20 protein-coding genes are annotated in these 19,619 nt (G+C 35.6%); 9 read left to right on the top strand and 11 right to left on the bottom strand.

Going from position 1 to position 19,619, the window contains the following annotated elements:
* Positions 1-762 (top strand): enoyl-CoA hydratase/isomerase family protein, encoded by a 762-nt coding sequence (locus tag CM19_RS11365; protein WP_048100569.1) that lies wholly within the window; start codon positions 1-3, stop codon positions 760-762.
* A gap of 2 nt (positions 763-764) precedes the next feature.
* Here the strand turns inward: CM19_RS11365 and CM19_RS11370 are convergent, their stop codons facing one another.
* The 3 genes from CM19_RS11370 to CM19_RS11380 form a co-directional block, all read right to left on the bottom strand.
* A complete protein-coding gene (locus tag CM19_RS11370; protein ID WP_048100570.1) occupies positions 765-1,091 on the bottom strand; it encodes a NifB/NifX family molybdenum-iron cluster-binding protein in 327 nt (108 codons plus the stop codon).
* Between the two features lie 150 nt (positions 1,092-1,241).
* Positions 1,242-1,601, bottom strand: a complete 360-nt coding sequence (locus CM19_RS11375) for a NifB/NifX family molybdenum-iron cluster-binding protein (RefSeq protein ID WP_048100571.1) — start codon at positions 1,599-1,601, stop codon at positions 1,242-1,244.
* On the bottom strand, positions 1,598-2,002 hold the full coding sequence (locus tag CM19_RS11380) for a PadR family transcriptional regulator (protein ID WP_048100621.1): 405 nt from the start codon (positions 2,000-2,002) through the stop codon (positions 1,598-1,600). Before CM19_RS11380 ends, CM19_RS11375 begins: the two co-directional genes overlap by 4 nt.
* Positions 2,003-2,763: 761 nt before the next feature.
* Between CM19_RS11380 and CM19_RS11385 the strand changes: the two genes are divergently transcribed.
* Both CM19_RS11385 and CM19_RS11390 read left to right on the top strand, forming a co-directional pair.
* On the top strand, positions 2,764-3,780 hold the full coding sequence (locus tag CM19_RS11385) for an aminobenzoate oxygenase (protein ID WP_048100572.1): 1,017 nt from the start codon (positions 2,764-2,766) through the stop codon (positions 3,778-3,780).
* 12 nt (positions 3,781-3,792) lie between these two features.
* A complete protein-coding gene (locus CM19_RS11390) occupies positions 3,793-4,815 on the top strand; it encodes a 3-hydroxyacyl-CoA dehydrogenase (RefSeq protein ID WP_081801288.1) in 1,023 nt (340 codons plus the stop codon).
* A gap of 175 nt (positions 4,816-4,990) precedes the next feature.
* Here CM19_RS11390 and CM19_RS11395 read toward each other — a convergent pair whose 3' ends face one another.
* Positions 4,991-6,754 carry a chloride channel protein gene (locus tag CM19_RS11395; RefSeq protein ID WP_048100573.1) on the bottom strand — a complete coding sequence of 588 codons (1,764 nt, stop codon included), beginning with the start codon at positions 6,752-6,754 and terminating at the stop codon, positions 4,991-4,993.
* A 310-nt stretch (positions 6,755-7,064) separates the two neighbouring features.
* On the opposite strand from CM19_RS11395, the gene CM19_RS11400 reads away from it, so the two are divergent.
* Entirely contained in the window at positions 7,065-7,448 is a 384-nt protein-coding gene (locus tag CM19_RS11400; protein WP_048100623.1) for a hypothetical protein, read from the top strand.
* 783 nt (positions 7,449-8,231) lie between these two features.
* On the opposite strand, the gene CM19_RS11405 is transcribed toward CM19_RS11400, so the two are convergent.
* The 3 genes from CM19_RS11405 to CM19_RS11415 all read right to left on the bottom strand — a co-directional run bounded on the left by CM19_RS11405 (position 8,232) and on the right by CM19_RS11415 (position 10,819).
* Positions 8,232-8,783, bottom strand: a complete 552-nt coding sequence (locus tag CM19_RS11405; RefSeq protein ID WP_048100574.1) for a hypothetical protein — start codon at positions 8,781-8,783, stop codon at positions 8,232-8,234.
* A 478-nt stretch (positions 8,784-9,261) separates the two neighbouring features.
* On the bottom strand, positions 9,262-10,383 hold the full coding sequence (locus CM19_RS11410) for an NAD(P)/FAD-dependent oxidoreductase (RefSeq protein WP_048100575.1): 1,122 nt from the start codon (positions 10,381-10,383) through the stop codon (positions 9,262-9,264).
* A gap of 88 nt (positions 10,384-10,471) precedes the next feature.
* Positions 10,472-10,819, bottom strand: a complete 348-nt coding sequence (locus CM19_RS11415) for a hypothetical protein (protein WP_048100576.1) — start codon at positions 10,817-10,819, stop codon at positions 10,472-10,474.
* A gap of 101 nt (positions 10,820-10,920) precedes the next feature.
* On the opposite strand from CM19_RS11415, the gene CM19_RS11420 reads away from it, so the two are divergent.
* Positions 10,921-11,826 carry an AbrB/MazE/SpoVT family DNA-binding domain-containing protein gene (locus CM19_RS11420; protein ID WP_048100577.1) on the top strand — a complete coding sequence of 302 codons (906 nt, stop codon included), beginning with the start codon at positions 10,921-10,923 and terminating at the stop codon, positions 11,824-11,826.
* A 420-nt stretch (positions 11,827-12,246) separates the two neighbouring features.
* Here the strand turns inward: CM19_RS11420 and CM19_RS11425 are convergent, their stop codons facing one another.
* The 3 genes from CM19_RS11425 to CM19_RS11435 all read right to left on the bottom strand — a co-directional run bounded on the left by CM19_RS11425 (position 12,247) and on the right by CM19_RS11435 (position 15,608).
* The gene (locus CM19_RS11425; RefSeq protein WP_150111440.1) at positions 12,247-12,708 is read right to left on the bottom strand and encodes a hypothetical protein; all 462 of its coding nucleotides are present in this window, start codon (positions 12,706-12,708) and stop codon (positions 12,247-12,249) included.
* Positions 12,709-12,939: 231 nt separating this feature from the next.
* Positions 12,940-13,752, bottom strand: coding sequence for an aldose 1-epimerase (locus CM19_RS11430; protein ID WP_048100579.1), 813 nt, complete (start codon positions 13,750-13,752; stop codon positions 12,940-12,942).
* A 431-nt stretch (positions 13,753-14,183) separates the two neighbouring features.
* Entirely contained in the window at positions 14,184-15,608 is a 1,425-nt protein-coding gene (locus CM19_RS11435; protein WP_048100580.1) for an ammonium transporter, read from the bottom strand.
* A 312-nt stretch (positions 15,609-15,920) separates the two neighbouring features.
* Here CM19_RS11435 and CM19_RS11440 point away from each other — a divergent pair, with 312 nt between their 5' ends.
* Genes CM19_RS11440 through sucD form a run of 4 tightly spaced genes read left to right on the top strand, consistent with a single transcriptional unit; the run spans position 15,921 to position 19,360 of the window.
* A complete protein-coding gene (locus tag CM19_RS11440) occupies positions 15,921-16,835 on the top strand; it encodes a UDP-N-acetylglucosamine--N-acetylmuramyl-(pentapeptide) pyrophosphoryl-undecaprenol N-acetylglucosamine transferase (protein ID WP_048100581.1) in 915 nt (304 codons plus the stop codon).
* Positions 16,836-16,839: 4 nt separating this feature from the next.
* Positions 16,840-17,508 (top strand): endonuclease III domain-containing protein, encoded by a 669-nt coding sequence (locus CM19_RS11445; protein WP_048100582.1) that lies wholly within the window; start codon positions 16,840-16,842, stop codon positions 17,506-17,508.
* The gene (locus tag CM19_RS11450; protein WP_048100583.1) at positions 17,505-18,512 is read left to right on the top strand and encodes a succinate--CoA ligase subunit beta; all 1,008 of its coding nucleotides are present in this window, start codon (positions 17,505-17,507) and stop codon (positions 18,510-18,512) included. The genes CM19_RS11445 and CM19_RS11450 overlap by 4 nt, the downstream gene beginning before the upstream one ends.
* Positions 18,437-19,360, top strand: a complete 924-nt coding sequence (gene sucD, locus CM19_RS11455) for a succinate--CoA ligase subunit alpha (protein WP_081801289.1) — start codon at positions 18,437-18,439, stop codon at positions 19,358-19,360. The genes CM19_RS11450 and sucD overlap by 76 nt, the downstream gene beginning before the upstream one ends.
* Positions 19,361-19,371: 11 nt before the next feature.
* Here the strand turns inward: sucD and CM19_RS11460 are convergent, their stop codons facing one another.
* On the bottom strand, positions 19,372-19,569 hold the full coding sequence (locus CM19_RS11460) for a hypothetical protein (protein ID WP_048100584.1): 198 nt from the start codon (positions 19,567-19,569) through the stop codon (positions 19,372-19,374).
* Positions 19,570-19,619: the final 50 nt, after the last annotated feature.

Consider the following 19,619-nt stretch of genomic DNA (forward strand, 5'->3'; position numbering starts at 1 on the left):
ATGGAAACAGTAATTTATGAAGTGACTGATAAAATAGCAATAATAACACTAAATAGACCAGATAAGCTCAACGCGTTAAACATGAGATTAATTTGGGACTTAGTGGAAGCGTTTAATAGGGCTGAGAAGGACGAGGTTAAAACAGCGATTATAACGGGTAAAGGTAAAGCGTTTTCAGCAGGAGCTGACGTTAAAGAAATGATTGAAATGCCTATAGAGCAAATTACAAGGGAAGGACATATGCCACTTTGGGAAAGAATGAGAACCTTCAAAAAGCCAATAATAGCAGCAGTAAATGGGATTGCTGCTGGAGGAGGGTTTGAGTTGGCAATGGCATGTGATATGATTATAGCATCTGATACGGCAAAGTTTGGACAGCCCGAGATAAACCTAGGGATCATTCCTGGTGCTGGAGGAACGCAGAGATTGACCAGAACTATAGGAAAATATAGGGCAATGGAATTAGTTTTAACGGGAAGACTAATTTCGGCATGGGAAGCGTTTAAGCTGGGCTTAGCTATTAGAGTAGTTCCTGAGGAGGCCTTAATTGATGAGACACTAAGATTGGCTAAGGAGATCTCAACTAAGTCAGGATTTGCAATAGAACTTGCAAAGGAAGCGGTGAATAAGGCCTTAGACACTCACCTACAACAAGGTTTAGATTTAGAGAGAAGGAACTTCTATGTGTCAGTAATGTCTGAGGACGGGAAAGAAGGGATGAAATCCTTTATAGAGAAGAGAAAACCAAATTGGAAAACCTAAGTTTAAACCTTTTTTAGATTTCCACTTGTAAAATTATAAATAGCCTCAGTTACTGATATTTTCTCAGTGATGTATACCTTTCCACATCCCTTAAGTAACCTAAGTCCGGGCAATCCAATTCTTGATGTTATTAACGTCTTTGCTCCTCTTTGCATGATTGATCTAATCATAAGAATTTCTCGTGACATCTCGGCATCAGTCTTGAGAGCGGGGTTATCGTATTCCTCAACCAGCTTTACTTCATTTCCGCTTACTTCGTAAATTCTAATTTTTTCACCGTCTTCTGTCCCTGCAACTAAGTTATCCGCAACAGGTAATGCTATTCTCATAAATCAAGCTAAGTATTTCAGCTTAAATTTTTTCCCTTATATCTTTAATTTTAATACTTATTTAAATATATATGAAAAACATAAGAAGAACTTTAAACTTTCTACCCACTAAATTAAAAAAGAAAAAATTGAAAATATTTAGATCGAAGATCAGATAACGTGATGATGCTCTTCATGAGTAGGGGCAGTAGTTTCTATAAGTTTTCCCGACCTAAACATATTTAGTGCTGAATCTACACTTGTCCCTTGGGGGACTATGTATATCTTTGCTTTTCCGCTTAGATATCTAACGCCTGGAGGTCCTATTTCTACCAGCAGAAACGAAGTAGCTCCTTTCTCAATAGCAGAACGAAGCATATGTACTCCTCTTGCTGCCATTGCCTTGAGAGCGGGGTTATCGTATTCCTCAACCAGCTTTACTTCATTTCCGCTTACTTCGTAAATTCTAACCTTCATAGCTTCTCCTGGTCCGTCGACTATACCATTTGTAGTTGGTACTGCAACTCTCATTCTAAACCTAACCTCATTAATCTCTCTCCCAATAATTTTACCTTTTCTTTTAATTCATTAAACTTTTCTGGATCTCTGTTCCTCAAATCTTCTAAGTATTCTACGTAAAACTCTAGCTCATCTACAGTATTTCTTTGCAATCCATGGAAACCTCCAAACGTTCCGACAATTTGTTTCCCTTCTTCGGTAAGCTCGTACTTTCCGTCATCTCTTTTCCTTATTAGATTCTCTTCCCTAAGTATACCTAGCATTGGATAGAGGGAACCTGGAGATGGAGACCAACCTCCCATACTTATTCCTTCTATATATTTCATTATCTCTACTCCGTTTTTTGGGCCTTCTCGGAGGGAGGTTAGGATAAGAAATCTTAAACCTCTTTTATGTCCGAATGCTCTATGCATCTTTCCACCCATCATATCATATCTAAATTTAGATATCGAAAATCCGATATAAAAACCTTTCTCAAATAAAGAGTTTCTGTAGGTACATTATTTCAAGTACTGAGAAAACATTTATCGCTTTAAATTCCAAGGACTCTTATCGTAGGATTAGAGGATAGAAGACCAATAATGAAAGTGAACAGCTTCTTAGCATATAAACTATATTCCAAACAAAATAATCTAATGTCCACTTACCAGTCTTTTTGTTCTTATGATAAACAGACATTAGGTTAAAGGTTAAGGAAAATTAACGTATAAGTTATATAACAAATTACGATAATGTCTCTCCTACGAAAGAGATGGAAAGAGAATTTCAATATCCTACTTTTCCCATTCAGATGGACTCACCATAGTTATGGGCATTTAAGTAAAGAAATCGATCTTGTGTATAACTGGGCTTCTCAGTCTTCAACATTGCAACGATAGTTTCTATGGAAAGGAATCTTCAAGTGGTAAACGAAAAAGCGTGGAAATAAATAAAAACTCAATCCAGCATAAACGTCAGAATTGTCCACGTCATGATTACGTAAAGGAAAACTCATACTTCGGACAGGGTTTTTCTCCGCGAAAAGTCAGGTTATGAAGTTCGCTATAACTACACATTATCCTTTCAAAGCAAATTAACGCTTAGATTCTTAACTATATGTAAGCAATTTTTATATATGTATAAATCTTCATTTATATGAAGAAATATTTTTATATATGGATGATAAAGGAAGTTTATGCAAAAGGATGAATTGAATTTTAATATGGAACCACCTTATCCTGAAAACAACGTCTATCCTCCTACGTGGAACTTTGATAACGAAAAAGCTTGGCAACTTTACAGAAGAGCTAAAAGAGAACAGTGGGATGAGGAATCAATAAATTGGGCAAAGGTAAAGGAATGGGCATCAGGTCTTGACAGGAAGCAGAGATTAGCAATAGCGTATTGGTGGTCTCTTCTCTCTAATTTTGATAACGCAACGCCAGTTTTTGCTTATGCCGTAATAAAATCCTTTGAGTATCACTTAGACACCGCAGTTAGGGGAATACTTACTACCATAACCTTTGATGAAAATAGACATAATATGGCATGTGGACTCTCGATAAGTAATATGCTTCAAGGATTTCCCCTAAATTTTACCCCTAAGGACGACCTAGAAAGAAAGGCGAAACTTAATGCCGAATGGGTATGGTGGAATGGAAGTAGGTATTGGAAAGCATACTTAGAGGCATATAGGAAGTACACTTTTGACGTCCTATTTACGTCTTTCATGATGGGGGAGGCAGCAGCTACAACTGTATTTACAACAATGAGTAAGGGAGCGAAGATGGAGGAGTTTTCCAAGTTATTTAAAAACACAGCAGTTGACGAGACTAGACATTACGCGTTCACTCACTTAATAATAAGTCAAGAAGCGCAGAAAATGAGCGAGGAAAAAAAGAAGTTAGTAACCAAGCAAGTGAGGGCTGGCTTTGTATTTCTTTCCTTGATTACTTATAAACCTCCAAAAGACTTTTGGAAACTGCCTCCATGGTTTATAGAGACGCATGAAAAGATGGAGAATATAGCTAGGGATGCAGGTTTTTACATACCCACTGAGGAAGAGAAGGAAAATGCTTGGAGAGACGCTATAATGAGAGTAGGTTCATCACTGTACAGGTATGGGATAGAGATGCCATCGATTCCGGAACTTGGGATAAGTGGAGAGGAAATAAAGGATCTAAAAGAGGAAGACTTTATTCCAATATTTTAAGAGGTTATTTTCTTGAAGGTCTCTGTCCTTGGTTCAGGCTTGATGGGACATGGAATAGGTGAAGTATTTGCAATTTATGGAAATTATGTAACCCTTTATGATATCTATCCAGAGGCATTAAAGAAAGCTACAATAAACGTAATAGATAGCTTGGAAAAGCTAAAACAGAAGGGTAAAGTGGATAACGTTGATGAAATTATGAAACGCATAAATACAACCTTAAATATCGCTGACATATCAGACTCTGACTTAGTTATAGAGGCAGTGCCAGAAAATTTAGAATTAAAATCGAAGATATTATTACAAGCTTCCACGATTGTAAGAGAGGATTGCGTATTGGCCAGTAATACGTCTAGTTTACCTATATCGGAGCTTTCTAGATACGTAAGGAGACCGGAAAGATTCCTAGGTTTACATTTCTTTAACCCTCCAGTCTTGATGAGGTTAGTTGAAGTAGTAAAGGGAAACGAGACTTCTGAGAAAATATTCAATCAAGGGATAGAAATTGCAAAATCCATAGGTAAAATACCGATACCAGTAAGAAAAGACGTCATAGGTTTCGTTGTTAATAGGATTCTTTTTAGAGTTTTCACTTCAGCTTGTTCCTTATTAGGAAAGTATACTGTTGAGGAAATTGATAGTAGCGCTAAGTATTTACTAGGATTTCCTATGGGCATATTCGAGCTTCTAGATTATACCGGTATAGACACGAACTATCTTATAAGTCTAGAAGTTAAAAAAAGAGGATTTAATTACACTTGTCCTGCTCTAGAAGAACTTTATAAAAAAGGAAATCTCGGATCTAAGAGCGGTAAGGGATTTTATGACTGGAGAAATGGGAGACCTAAAATTTTAAGGAGAGATAAAATGCCTAAACCTGAAGAGATAATATCTAGCGCTATTCAGGAAGGAGAATGGATTGTTGAAAACGGAATATCCACGAAAGAGGAGGTTGATCTCGCAGTCAAGTTAGGTTTAGGTTGGCCAAAAGGGGTCTTTGAATACAAGGCTGAATTAAATTCAATGGTAAGATAGAGATATCTAATAAGTCAAGTAAATTCTTGTAGTTTATAAAATCATTTCTTTTTAAAAAAAGGAAAAATTTAAGTGGAAATATGAAAACTACGCGATAGTTATAGCTATATGACGAATAACAATATCATGAATTATCCCGAACTATTTCTCGATATTATGAGGTCTTTTTATAAAGTTAAGAATTGTTTTTAATTGTAGATATTTCCTTGTTATATGCCTCATCAATTGCGTCTAGAGTTACAATTCCTAAGAATTTACATTGTGATTTACAGCTTTCAACTACAGCAACCCACCTTGACTTTTGCCTGTTCATAGCATCCATCGCAGAGGCTAAACTTGACGTTGGAGTAACATAAGAAGATCCCTTAGTTATGAAATTAGCAACCTTATTTTTGCCAGCCTTTTCTATATCTCTTAAATAAATTACTCCCACGAAGTTGTTTAACTCATCTACAACAGGTAAACTCATGAGGAAATTTTCCTCCATAATTTGTCTAGCTCTTTCTACAGGATCCTCAGGAGAAACCTTTAAGTCTTTTAGTTTACAGGATGAAATCCTTAACCTTTCTAGAACAGGAACCTCGTACTCAGACTTATGAGCAGGTGAATCTTTCCTCGTAGGTAACTGAGACTTGTAAATACTTACATTTCCGGATATCAAGTAAGATATACCTACTGCTATCATAGCTCCAGGTAGGAGTTGTAGACTGCTAGTCATTTCAGTAACCATGACTATAACGGAGAGAGGAACTTTGCCAGATGCTGCGAAAAGACTCATCATCCCAATTATTACAAATGGGGCTATATCTGGTACTTGAGATGGAAAAAATTCATGAAATAGGAGTCCTGTACTAGCTCCAGTAAATGCCCCTATCACTATTCCAGGGGTAAAGAGACCTCCGCTTCCTCCAGAACCTAAAGAGAAACCAGTTGCGAAGATCTTTAGAAAAGGCAAAGCTATAATAATAACTACTACAGGTAAGACTGGAGAATAAAAAGCAGAAAACTTCTCAAACTCCACTAGACTTATCCAACCATAACCAGTCGCTAGAACTTCTGGAGCCAATAAAGCTATTATGCCAGTAACAGCCCCACCTATTGCTGGCTTTACCTGATTTGGAATCCTCAATCTCTTAAACATGGAGTTTATCCAGAAGAAAAATTTAGGATAAAGGACTCCAATTAACCCGGTAAATACTCCTAGGATAGCATACATTGGAAGTCTAATTGGACTAAACACTCCTGTGTAATATCCAAAGACTGGAGTAAACCCAAAGATTGAACCAAATATGGAATATCCAATTGCAGAAGCTATCATTGCAGGATATATAATCTCTGGCTCTATATCTCTCTTGTAGAGAATCTCGGCTGCTAATATTGCACCTCCTATTGGAGTCTTAAATATAGTCCCTATTCCTGCACCCACTCCGACCGCAACTGCTATTCTCCTATCTTCAGGGGATAAATGTAAGAAATCCGCTACAACAGATCCTAATCCGGCTGCAAATCCTCCAGTAGGTCCTTCTCTTCCCGCACTTCCTCCAGACCCAATTGTTATTACCGCTGCTATTACCTTTACAGGGATAGTTATCCATTTTATCTTTCCTTGAAAGTAATGATAAGACTTTATTGCAGTGTCTGTTCCATCGTCGTCAGAACCTGGCGTAATAGTGTAAAGTATTATACCAGAAATTAGTCCACCAAGAATAGTTGAAACAGGTATAAGGTAATATCTACCTGTAATAAAGGTGAAACTTAAGGTACCCCCCTCACCGATTGGTCTAGGATATGACATCCCAATAAACTCGAAGAGAAAGATATATTCAAAAAGGTGTAACAATTCATAGAATATTATAGCCGCAATACCGGCGAGTATTCCTAAGAGAATTCCAAGAATAAACCAACGCTCAAAGAAGGGGAGATCCTCTAGCTTATTCATATAAATAGTATACAAAATGGGGAAAAAAAATCTACGTCATCAAGAGTTTCATCCTTTACCTTTACCAAGGAAAGTCCTTCCAAAAAGTGTCTGTGATCAACGCCTTAAGGATTTTTGATGCGAAAAGGAGGAGGGAACAGAGGAGAAATGAACTGTTGGAGAAGTACTGTCTTGTTTAAGCATGTCCTTACTGATCACGTTCTTTCCAAGAAGTAAAGATGGTTATAGGAGAAAGTTATTTCCTCTAAACCAATCGCGTTTAAACGAAATTTGGGAAAAAGTTTATTTAATCAAGAAATTAGTTTATCTTATGCAGAAAAGTTCTATAATGATAAATTCATTAAAAGGAGTTACTGGTGTACTCTTCATACTCTGGGCTGGAATTCACATATATTTAGCGAACCAGATCCTTCGCGTATTAAGTACAGTAGGATACTTTTTCTTAGCCGATTCTATCCTTGCCTTAATAGCTGCTTTGATCGTCATTGTCGGGATAAGAACTCTTTATATACCTGTAATTATATACACCTGGATAAACTACTTACTTTTAACAGAATCTAGGATATTTCCAGCCCCAGTTTTAGGCTTTTCTCTTCCAGTGTATAATGAAGATGTCTATATAGTGTTTGGAATTGACATAATACTTATAATTCTTACAACACTTTCTTGGATTATGAGTAAAAGATTAAGTTAAATCATAATATATTTTTATTTTAAGTCTTTTATTGATATTATACATTAATTTTTAGTAGAATTTGTTAAAACTCTCTCCTCAAAGAGAGTTAACTACCCAGACCTTTATGTCGATCTTCCTGGTTAACTTTCGCCTTAGTTTTTGCTAAGATAGAAGAGTTAACTCCACAGGATCTAGACTGGCTCCCACTTACCAGTAAAGGGGAGATATTAAGAGAACTAACGAAGTAACGGTATTCAGTGAAACCACATTTTTCACAAACAAATGTTTTCTCAGAAACATGATCTCTTTCACATAATCACAACTTGGGCGAGTCCTTGAAGTGAATGTTGAATTCTAGTTTTGAACTCCTTTTGATATTTCTCCATCTGCTATCTCAGTATCTCTCTCATTTCGTAAAAAGTCGTGTAAATGAAGATGATAGACCATAGCATAACGTTACACCAGTTCCCTCACTTATATATCTTCCATGATTAGGTCGTCTTAATTCTCAGCGAAGTTTTTCCTATCTTGAAGTATAGATCCTTACGGAAATTTACAATATTTTCGTAAAACTTTAGTTATTGTAACTTTTATCTCCTCAAAGTTTTTAGAAAACTTGACCTTTCTGGATAATGAAAGGAAGCCTCTTGAGCATTTCCAATAGTTTTTCGTATCTCCTGGGGTAGTGAAACTGTTTAGAATTCTAAGGTAACAAAAGATTTCTAAACGTAGAATAAGAAGTATTCATCATATCCTACGACGGAGATCTTACACCCTCTTAAACTTAAAGAGATAAAAATATTACCAATACCTTAATCTAGCTTTATAACCTTCTTTGTAAGCAGCGTAAGTGATTATAAAAGCTGCTCCTAAGGCAGTTATAAGAATAAGTAATACGTCAATAATTGAAAAATCACTGGAATCTATAGCCTTTCTAGCGCTCCTAACGTTACTAAAAAAGGTCGTTATATACTCCCACGCATCAAATATTGTTGCAAAAGCATCGTAAGCTGTTATAATTCCAGCCTTCCAACTTCTAGTTCCCATGGTTGTTATAAGGCTTGAAACAGTGGCTATAATCCCCCAAATTATTATTTCTAAGCCAAAGACTAGATAAGAGAAGGATAAGAGGAATATGGAAGTTGATAAGCTTAAGTAACCTAGATATGCTAGGACTAAAGTTAAAACTATTGCTAACACATAACTCATAGGTAGGAATCCTCCCAAAGTATAGAAAGTAATACCTAAGCCTTTCCTACTCCTAGAAATCTCACCTGCATTATAGCTGTTCCATATAGATATTACAACGTCTACGGCTAAAAATATTATACCAAGTATAAGTCCCAAATCCATAAGTTTCACTTTAAGGACTCAAATATAAAAGCTTGTACCATAATTTAAGAAAGTTAAAAAGAGTCCCCTCTTATAAAAAACAAAATCAATGAATTATACAAACCTCTCGATCGATCATGAGGAAGGTTATGGTGAGCTGTTTAGAATGTTTTCTCTTCATATGTTTAGTGAATATACTTCCTTGAGAAAAATTGCGAATATGTTTAAGGGATTCGTTCTCAAATTCTCCTTGAATAATATGTTCATTAATCTTTTACATTAAATCATATATGAAAATTGATAAGAATAAGTTGGAGTAAAATTAAAAATTAGTCATTCTATAAAGCAATATAAAGAATATGTTTTAAAGCATGTTTATATTTCATGAGATACAACTCCCATACTCACATTAAGTATTTTATTCCATTAGCCAAAATTAAAATAAACTTTCTGTAATCCTCACATATCTATTTTACCATTTTATCGAAGTTTTCATTTCTCATATATGAGGAGCGCCATGAAATGGCATATCAAATCCAGATCTTACTAACATTCTGCTATACATTTTCTTTATCGTTATGAAATGTCTATCGAATTCCAGAAAAGCTTTACCCTTTTCCATTCTAAAAATACCTCCATCATCTCCACCTTCCATAACGCAGAGAACTCCTAAGCCGTACATAGGAAGAGAAACTCCCCTTAGATCCTTTAGAAGAGTAGAAACTGCATTTTCTGCGGAAATCATAGCGTTTCTAGCAGTCCTAGGAAGAGGAGTTTTAGCTAAATCTCCTAAGCCGAATATTCTTTCGTCTTTTCTAAAAGAGGGAAGGGAAACATTTACAAATCCAGAGTCATCAACTAGCTCAGATCTCTTAACTGTTTCTGGAGCCGATAAAGCAGGAAGAATACTCTTAACTTCAGCTTCGATCTCTGTTCCATCACTGAGTACTACCCTATCCTTCTTAATCTCCTTAACTGTTTTACCAGCTAAAACCTCTATGCCTCTTTTTTTAAAGTAAGAATTTGCCTTGCTTATAACTTCCTCATTCGGTATATTACCGAAAATGCCTTTAGGGCTTTGTGTAGAGAGATAAACCTTTGATTTTACTCCTCTTCTCCTAAGTATGTATTCCGAAATGAGAGCCACTTGATATGAAGGACCTTCTATAGGTGAACTTTTAGCGTTGCCAACAAAGATATTTCCCTCCGATTTATATAGTAGGTCTTTAAGTCTTAGAAACCCTTCTAATGTATGATGCATTACTGCGTACTCATTACCTGGGATTTTTCTAAAATTCTCCTCATAGCCTCCTCCTAAAGCTAGGAATAAGTAATCGTAATCGTAAATTCCTTTGTTAGTTTTTACTTCTCTTGAATTTGGATAAATCTCGAGAACTTCTCCTTCTATAAAATTTACTCCTTTTGACTCCACTACGTTCTTGGCGTCAAATTCAGTGTCTTTTATGTATATATCGTTAGTCAGTAAGAGTGGAAAGATCGTGTTTTCTCTCACGATCCTTGATTTAGATATTATAGTAATATTGATGTCCTTAAGAAATTTCCTTAATTTGTGTACAGTCGCTAGTCCAGCATAACTAGAACCTAATACTAGAACGTCCACGAAATTGATAAGAACTCAGAAAATTAAAAGACAAATATTATAGCTTTTTATAAACTTAGAAAATGTGACAAATCCTTCAAAAGAGTTATCATTGTTTACCTCTTTCCATACCATAAAGCACTGAAAAATTAGAAAGTAGACCCAAAGCAAGAAATAAATGAACTAGAGTAATAAGAGGTTTATCCATAGTATAAATAAAAATACCTATGATGCTTATAACTATAACTAACCCTATATTGCCAGTCAAGATTCTCTTTTGAACAGGTATATCGGTACTAAAATAACCTAGAATTGAGATAATCAGTATAACTAATGCAATAAATGCATGCAATGCTATTCTAAGAGTATCATAACCAAAAAACACCAAATAAGACCCATAAACTATTTGAACTAGCGTAATCCCAGCTCCAAGAAGCCAAAGATTAGAGTTATTCATAATAAAAGTAATGAATTAAAGAATAATAATCTAATACTATAACTTAGGATCATACATAGATATAGTAATAGCTTATAAATGGATTTAATTTCATTTAAATTATGAGCGTTAGACGACTTCAGAAAATAAAGGGTGGAAGTTACATAATATCTATTCCAAGTGACTGGGTTAGGAAAAATGGTCTTGATGTTAGAAGTGAACTAAAGGTATATGAAGTCATTGATGGTCTGAAGATAAAACCTATTCGCGAACCAGAATTGACTAAAGAAATAGAGATAAATGATATAGAGTTAACAAAGTACTTAATATCCGTTTATTACATGCAAGGAGTGGATAGAATTGTTATTAAGTCAAAAGAAGTAATACCGCAGGAAGTGAAAAAGGAGCTCAGAGAACTTCAACTCTCACATGCAGGATTAGAGATCGAGGAAGAGAATTTCTCGATGATAACGTTTAGGATTTCTATATCAGTTCAGCAGGATCTTAGAGATTTAATAAGCAAATTTATTCATAAAATAGAGACTATTCTCGAGGACGCTCAAGTAATGCTAAAATCCCCAAGTGGAGAAATAAAGGAAGATCTGATCCAGAGAACAGAACTTCTGATGAAAGACTATAGAGTAATAATAAGAACTATTGCAATAGGCGTCCAAGAGGATGATTTAGTAAACTTTGGCATGCAAGAGAAAGACATAATACTTTACGCAGTAGCTATGAGGGATTTAGGCAGATTTTTGGCCCACCTAAAGAACTTTATTCTGGCCTACAGAGATAATGAAAACGCTAAGACATACTTTCCAGTTGTTAAAGAAATGTTCTCAGATTCGACTCAAATGTTTATCAATGAAAGCTTGGATAAACTAATGGAAGTGAGAAAAAAGGAAAAAGAAATTGAAAAGAGAATTGAAAATAAGGACGAAGAGAAAGAATTGCTTAGAATGGCTACTTACTGCGTAGCGTTAACTGATGATGCCGTACATAAATCAGTAAGACTTTTCCCAATATGACTACATTATGTGAAATAACTTCTACCTTTCGGATAGCTTTCTGTTTCGTAGACAAAACCTTTCTCAAAAAAGTTTAACTCCATAGACAGTAATGCTTGTCTCCAACGAACACATGATAAGTTATTGAGGGTAGTCAAACTGTTTAGAATTCTAAGGTGACAAAAGGTTTTGGATGTAGTTTTAGAAATTTTTATGATGAGTCACACATCAATGATGTGCACTGCACAAAGGTATGAGATGATACCCTCAGGGATGTGAGTGGGGTTATTCCGCTAATGGATCGTGATGATGAGTGCTGACTTAGAACGTGGTAAAGCTAAGTGCTTTATAGACATGACAATAAATATCCGTTAAACTCAGACCCCCTGTATATGGCGAATAAGTCTATATCCTCCGTTATAACATGAAAAATTCTTAGATTTATCTTAATAAATTAAAGAATAACGAGATCTCTACAAATCCATTCCTTCCTCTTTCTGGGAAAGGTAGATAGATTTTACATTCCATCCCAACTTCATATCTCTTTCCGTCCTTTGCAGAATAGAACCAAATTCTCTCCGTCTTTATCTTTCTATTATCATCTTCTTTAATGACTTTATCATACACGTCTGAAATAACAATTCCTTGTTTAACATGAACAAATCTTTTTAATTTTATTATAATCTCTTGCTTTACATCATTAAATAATTTTGTAATTATGTCCCAATCATTTCCGTTAATATATATTAAATTATCATTTACAGTTACATAAGTTAAAGGATTTTCTGGAATTGCAATCTCCATTTCATTTTCGTCAATGTATACACTAATCTTCCTTGCAATTCCTTTTAACTTTTCTAAGTTATCGAAAATCTCCTCATTTTGTGTTAAAACCAATCCCATAGAGTTCATCATATTATATATCATCAATCGGATATTTAAGCATAGTTACTAATGTTTTAATAATAGAACAATGTTTAGATGTTTACCATACAAACTATTTTTTGATCTTCTTAATTGAGAGGAGATTTAACAAAAACTTTATAGAGATGAGAGATCGATTAAGATAAAAAGACTCGAAGCAAAAATATCATTTCAAATAAGATGTATATAGAGACAAAATCCTAGATATTTCTATACTAATTTTTCAACAATAATGTTAAATCCAAATTTAAGGGTCTGATATGGCTCTATTGCACTGAGCCCATATCCATTATTGAAAGCGTAAGGAGGCCCACTCATTGGTTCTATTGCTACAGAGTCGTTTCCAGCCCATTCTCCATTATATACTTGAAAAAATTCCATATTATTTCTTCTTATTTTTAATTTTCTATCTTCAGAAATTAAAATTAACTCTCCGCCCCCTTTAAAGGTAGTGTCAAATGAGTTCGGAAATCTAATCTTGCTACACTCTTGAGATCTTTGTGTTACTTTTTCCGGTGATATATTAAGGATATTAACGTTTTCCTCACACTCTAACTTCCATGTATTTTTAAAAATGAAATATGGATGAAATCCAACAGTTAGAGGAGATCTAATGTCTCCTATGTTCTTAACTTCTAAGTTTACTGTTAATCCATTGCTGGATAACGAATAAGTTACAAAACAGTTAAGTATTGTAGGATATCCTTTATGACTCAATGTATATTCCATCGTTATTGAAGATTTGTCGAAGCGTCTCACTTTCCATATTTTATTTCTTACAAGCCCATGAATGCTATAGTTTTGCCCTTTTGCTTTTGGAAGGTGATAAGTCCTTCCTTCCCATGTATATGTTGCGTTAAACACCCTATTAGCATAGGGTAAAAGAATGGCCATACCTCCGTGTGTTAGATGTTCGTATATTCCTGGTTTGAGAATCTCTAATCCTTCAATATAAAGTAAACTTAAGTATGCTCCTTTTCTTAATGCTTTTGCCTTAGCTTTTCTCGCTTTAATAAAAGGCATAATCTATCTTAGAGTGTGTAGTTTATATTGATATACAGTAAGGTTACTTGAAAGTGTATATCCAACAATTTTATTTGTATAATATTTGATCCAATTTTTGCCGATTTCAAGGTTCAAGGAGAGTAATACTTGGGGAAATGAGGAAAGATGAACTGGTTGCACCCTTGACCCAGGTTATGTTAAGGGTTTTAAGGGAATAAATGCTTCCCATGTTTTCAAACACTTAAGGAAATAACTAAATCCCTAGCGTTATATACTACCTTGGACTCTCATTTTACGAATTAGAAATACCACACAAGAAAGCATTCAAACACATAAGAAATTATTCTTTTTGTCGTTAAAAACTAGATATTGTCTATCACCATTATAATGAAGAAGATTAAATTAAGAAAAAGTTTTTATATAAAAATTAATTTATTTATAGAAAATATTTACTCTTCGTTTCCTTTCTTTTTCTTACCAACTACTTTTTCTTCCTTGGTTTCTTCTTCAGTAGTCGCTTTCGAAGAAGGTAGAGTAGCTAGCAATTCAGAGTAAGCGACTTCACCATGGAGAGCATAGTCTCCTACCATTAAGTCCTGCGGTGGTACCTGTAACGGTATGAATAGACCTATTAGTTTTAGCAAGCCGAATGTAATTGCAAAGTCATACACAAATACGACCGCTGCAGCTGCTGCTTGTATACCTAACTGATACCAGTTTCCATATAATGCGCCTCTAAGTCCAGGATCAATATATGTAGTAACTGCAGGTTCAGCAAATACTCCAGTCAATAATCCACCCACTATTCCTGCAATCCCGTGAGTGGAAAAGACTCCAAGAGTGTCGTCTACCTTCAGCTTTGGTTCTAGTTTATATAGAGCTAACCAAGGTATGGAACCGGAGAATATGCCTATAATTATGGCGTAAAGACCATTAATGTAACCAGCTGCAGGGGTTATAGCTACTAAACCTGTTATTGCTCCGCTTGTAGCGCCTACCAAAGTTGGTTTCTTAAAGAAGGCCATATCCATTAAGATCCAAGTTATTGCACTCGTAGCAGTAGCTATGTTTGTGTTTAATACTGCAATTGCAGCATCTATAGTAGCTCCGCCTGGATCGCCTCCATTGAAACCATCCCAACCAAGCCATATCAAACCGGCTCCAGCCAATATTAGCGGTAAGCTATGAGCTTCAAGCTTCCTATCAGATGCTAGTCTCGGTCCTACAGCCAAGGCAGCTGCAAGAGCACCCACTCCAGCGTCAACGTGAATTACGTAACCACCGCTAAAGTCTACAGCTCCTAATTGATTCAGCCAACCTCCTGCAAATAACCAGTAGGCCACTGGACTATAAACTAAAAGAGACCAGAAGGGTACGAAAATCATCCATGCCTTAAAATTCATTCTTTCCAATACTCCTCCTGCAAGTAAAACAGGAGTTATTGCTGCAAAGACAAATTGGAAGAATATGTAGGTAGAAGTTGGTATATCTAAAGGAGTGTTAGAAGGCCCATAGATTGTCTGAGAAGCCTCATAAATACCAGACCAAGCTGGGGCAGGCGTACCTAAGATTCCATAGCCGTTTATATCTAAAGTTACTTTTCCAAATCCAAAATTATAACCTGCTATCATCCAGATTATAAGAACCGCCGCAAATGCGTAAAAAACCATTAAGGCACTATTAACTGCATATTTTTTCTTAGAAAGCCCAGCATAGTATAAAGCGACACCAGGAACACTTTGTAATCCTACAAGAGTAGCAGCTGTTAGCATCCAAGAGTTGCTTCCAGGGGAAAGCCAAGACGGTACTGCAGCACTTGGATAATCAGCTAAGCTTGGTGGGACTGAGCTTTTAGATTGGGAAAAAGCTATCATTGATGCTATAGGGATTAAACTTAAGAGGATTAGGCTGATTTTGAATAACCTATTCACTTTCTCTCCGATACAAACAAACTCTTAAATTGGTTATAAACAATTCTCATATTCTTCATTAAAACTTTTTACTTATATAGATACCAATTGGATCAACTAACGATTTAGCAATTATAGATCTATTCTTAGTTTATGGTAATTTTTAATCATACTCTAGTTTTCATGTAATTAAGATAAAACCCTGTTTAAACTTTTTAAACATAGTTACTTAGAGGGCACATTAGCTTTATTGTTCCCTTCGAAGAATTATTATCGTTGAAGGAGTTATTAATAATTGCTAGTGGAGGAGGACATACGGGTTTTGCAAGGGCTGTAGCTCAATATTTGCCAATTAAGGCTGACTTTGTTGTCCCAGAAGGAGATAACCTTAGTATAAGTATGATAAAACCATATGCAGATAAAATTTATCAAGTGCCTAAATTTAGAACACCTTCTAAAGGCACGTCAATCTCCTTAATTTGGAGATCTTTTATCTCGAGTTTATCCCTTCAAAAATACAAAAAAGTGTTAGCTACTGGTTCAAATCACTCGATATTGCCTTCGTTTATAGAATTCCTTAAAGGAGCAAAAATTTACGTCATTGAGAGCCAAGATAGAATAGTTACAAGAGGAAAGGCAGTAAGGATAATTTCTAGATTTTCTAGTAATGTCTTTCTACACTGGGAAGAACAAAAAAGACTATACAAGAATGGAATTGTTGTTGGTCCAATAGTTGAAAAGCCTAGATACGAACCAAAAGATGAAGGCTACATTCTATTGTCTGCTGGCAGCGAAGGATTTAGAAAACTGTTTGACACACTATACTCCCAAGGAATAGAGAATGTTGTACTTCAGAGCGGTAAAGTTGATCCTTCTTTGTATCCGAAATGGAAAGCCTTTGCCTATGATCAGAACTTAGAGAAATGGATAGCTAATGCATCAGTAGTTATTACCCACCAAGGAAAAACAGCTATGGAATCAGTAGTTTACGGTAAGCCAACAATCATAGTATATAATAAGGAGTGGAAAAGGGCTGCAACTCTTGAGGATACAAAAAGATACGCAGAGATTCTTGGCGCAAGTTTTCTAGAGAGCCCTTCATCTAAGCTAATAGAACTAATTAAAGAGAAGAGAAAACCAAAAATTTTAGTTCCAGGAACACAAAAACTCGTCGAATTCCTTATAGGGTGATTCCTTGGACATTAATTACCTTTTAAATAGAATTAGAGAGAATATCACTATCCTAAGAGAAACTGGATGGATAGTGTCAGAACCACGTTCTCCAGAGTGGTGGGGAGGTCTTAAAACCCCTGGTGAAATTGCTATTTCAGCGTTCTTAGTTCAAATGACTAGATGGGAAACGGTAGTTAAAGTAATAGAGAAGTTAAGATCTGAAGGGCTAAATAGTCCAGAAAGTATATCCTCCCTTAAAACTGAAGAAATAGAGAAACTAATAAGACCTGTAAACTTCTACAAAACAAAAGCTAGAAGAATAAAATCCTTTTCTGAAGAAGTTTTATCTCATGGAGGGCTAGAAAACTTTCTTGTGGTTGAAAATAGGAATATACTACTATCTCTTGAAGGAATAGGAGAAGAAACCGCAGATTCTCTTCTATTATATGCAGGGAATCAGCTTTTCTTTCCGCCCTCAGAATATCTTAGGAGAGTTCTGTCGAGAGTAGAAGGAAGAGGTTTAAGCAAACTACAAGCTAAAAACGAAGTAATATTGACTTTACCTAGAAATCTATTTACGTATAAACTTTTCCATGCAGGAATTGTAGCAGTCGGTAAAAGATTTTGTTTACTAAAGTGTCCAAAATGTGAAACATGTTTTTTAAACTCCATTTGCAAGTTTAAAGTATGAAACTCTATGAGTATGAGGGAAAGCTGATTTTCTCCAAAGTCGGAATACCAATACCCAAAGGGATAGTTACTGAAGGACGAGTTGTCTGGAATGGAAAGGCGGTAGTTAAAGCTCAATTACTTGAAGGGGGAAGAGGTAAAAGAGGATTAGTTAAGGTTACTGATGATGTAAATAAAACGATAGAGGAAATGAGGAATTCTGGAATAGGGAAATTCTTAGTGGAAGAAGTAGTCGAACACACAAGAGAAATTTACATGTCTATCATGATGGATAGAAGTTCTGGCGAGCCTATGCTAGTTTCATCTCCTCAAGGAGGAATAAATGTAGAGGAGGCTAGTGATATTAAAACGCTTATAATTCCTATAGAGAGAGGTCCAAGAGGATATGATATCTTTACTGTAGAGAAATACCTTAGAGTTAAGGGACTAGAAAGTGTAATAAAAGGATTATACAAAATAGTCACTGAATATGATGCAGATCTTGCGGAAATTAATCCCTTAGCTGTCACAGATCGAGGAGTAATAGCTTTAGACTCCAAAGTAATACTTGATGATAATGCTCTCTTTAGACATGAGGAACTATTGAAGGAAATAGGGAGAAAAGAGGAATCTGATAATTATGTCGAACTTGATGGAGACATTGGAATAATAGGTAACGGAGCAGGACTTACAATGGCGACAATGGATATGGTTAAACTTATGGGAGGAATGCCGGCAGATTTTCTAGATGTAGGGGGAGGTGCAGATAAAGAAAGGGTAAAGGAATGTGTATTGAAGGTAGGTAATAACCCAAAGGTCAAGAAGATTCTAATTAATATATATGGCGGGATAACTAGATGCGATCAAGTTGCAGAAGGGATAATCAGCGCGTATACTGACGTTAAGAAGCCAATATTTGTTAGATTAGTAGGAACAAATGAGGAAGAAGGATGGAAGATGCTCGAAAAAGTAGGAATAAAGTTTTATCAAGATGTGGAAAGTGCAGTGGGGGATGTACTACGTTAATTGGCAAGGATACGAGAGTAATTGTTCAAGGTATAACAGGAAAAGAAGGATCTTTTCATGCAACAAGAATGAAAGAATATGGGACTCGTGTTGTTGCTGGAGTAAGTCCTGGGAAAGGTGGAAGTCTGGTATCCGGAATTCCGGTATATGACACTGTTCAAGATGCAATAAAGGAACATGAAGTAGACGCAAGCATAATCTTTGTTCCAGCTAAGTTTGCATCGGATGCAGTTTATGAGGCTGTTGATGCTGGGATCAAACTAATTGTAGTAGTTACAGAACATATTCCAGTAATTGATGTGGCAAAATTCACTAGATATGCTCTAACCAGGGGATCAAGGATTATAGGTCCGAATTGTCCAGGTCTAATCGTTCCTGAAGAATCACTTCTTGGTATATTGCCTCCTAGAGCTTTTAAAAAGGGAAAAATTGGCATAGTTTCAAGGTCCGGAACATTAACATACGAAGTTTCCGAACTGCTGAAGGATAGAGGACAGTCGACTGTTATAGGAATAGGAGGTGATCCAATAATTGGTACAAAGATGCAAGATATAGTAAAAATGTTTGATGAAGATCCACAAACTGAGGAGATTGTGGTAATCGGAGAAATAGGTGGAACAATGGAGGAAGAGGTAGCTAAGATGAAATCTGAAGGGAGAATAAAGAAACATATTGTTGCATATATAGCTGGACTTACTGCACCTAAAGAGAAGAGAATGGGACATGCAGGAGCAGTAGTTTACATGGGTATGGGTACTTTTGACAGCAAAATAAACGCATTTAGAAAAGCTGGGATTCCAGTAGCTAAAACTCCATATGAAATAAAAGATCTCTTATTAAAAGTTTAATTTCAAAAAATTTATTGATTTCTTGCTTTTATTGTTATAGTACCGCTTTCTTCGTCGACTTGAAGGGTATACTTAGTTCCATACTTTTCTATCATCGATTTTGGTATGTATAAGTTGAGCGGTAGCGTATAGTATTCATATTCGTATACTTTACCTCTCACAAACTTCTTCCCGACTAATCTTTTAGCCATTACTTCTCTCTCTTTCATAAGATAAGATTATTCATACTCTTTTTAAAACTTTTGTACAATCGTTTTTT

This window comes from Candidatus Acidianus copahuensis (assembly GCF_000632495.1).
GTDB classification, from domain to species: domain Archaea; phylum Thermoproteota; class Thermoprotei_A; order Sulfolobales; family Sulfolobaceae; genus Acidianus; species Acidianus copahuensis.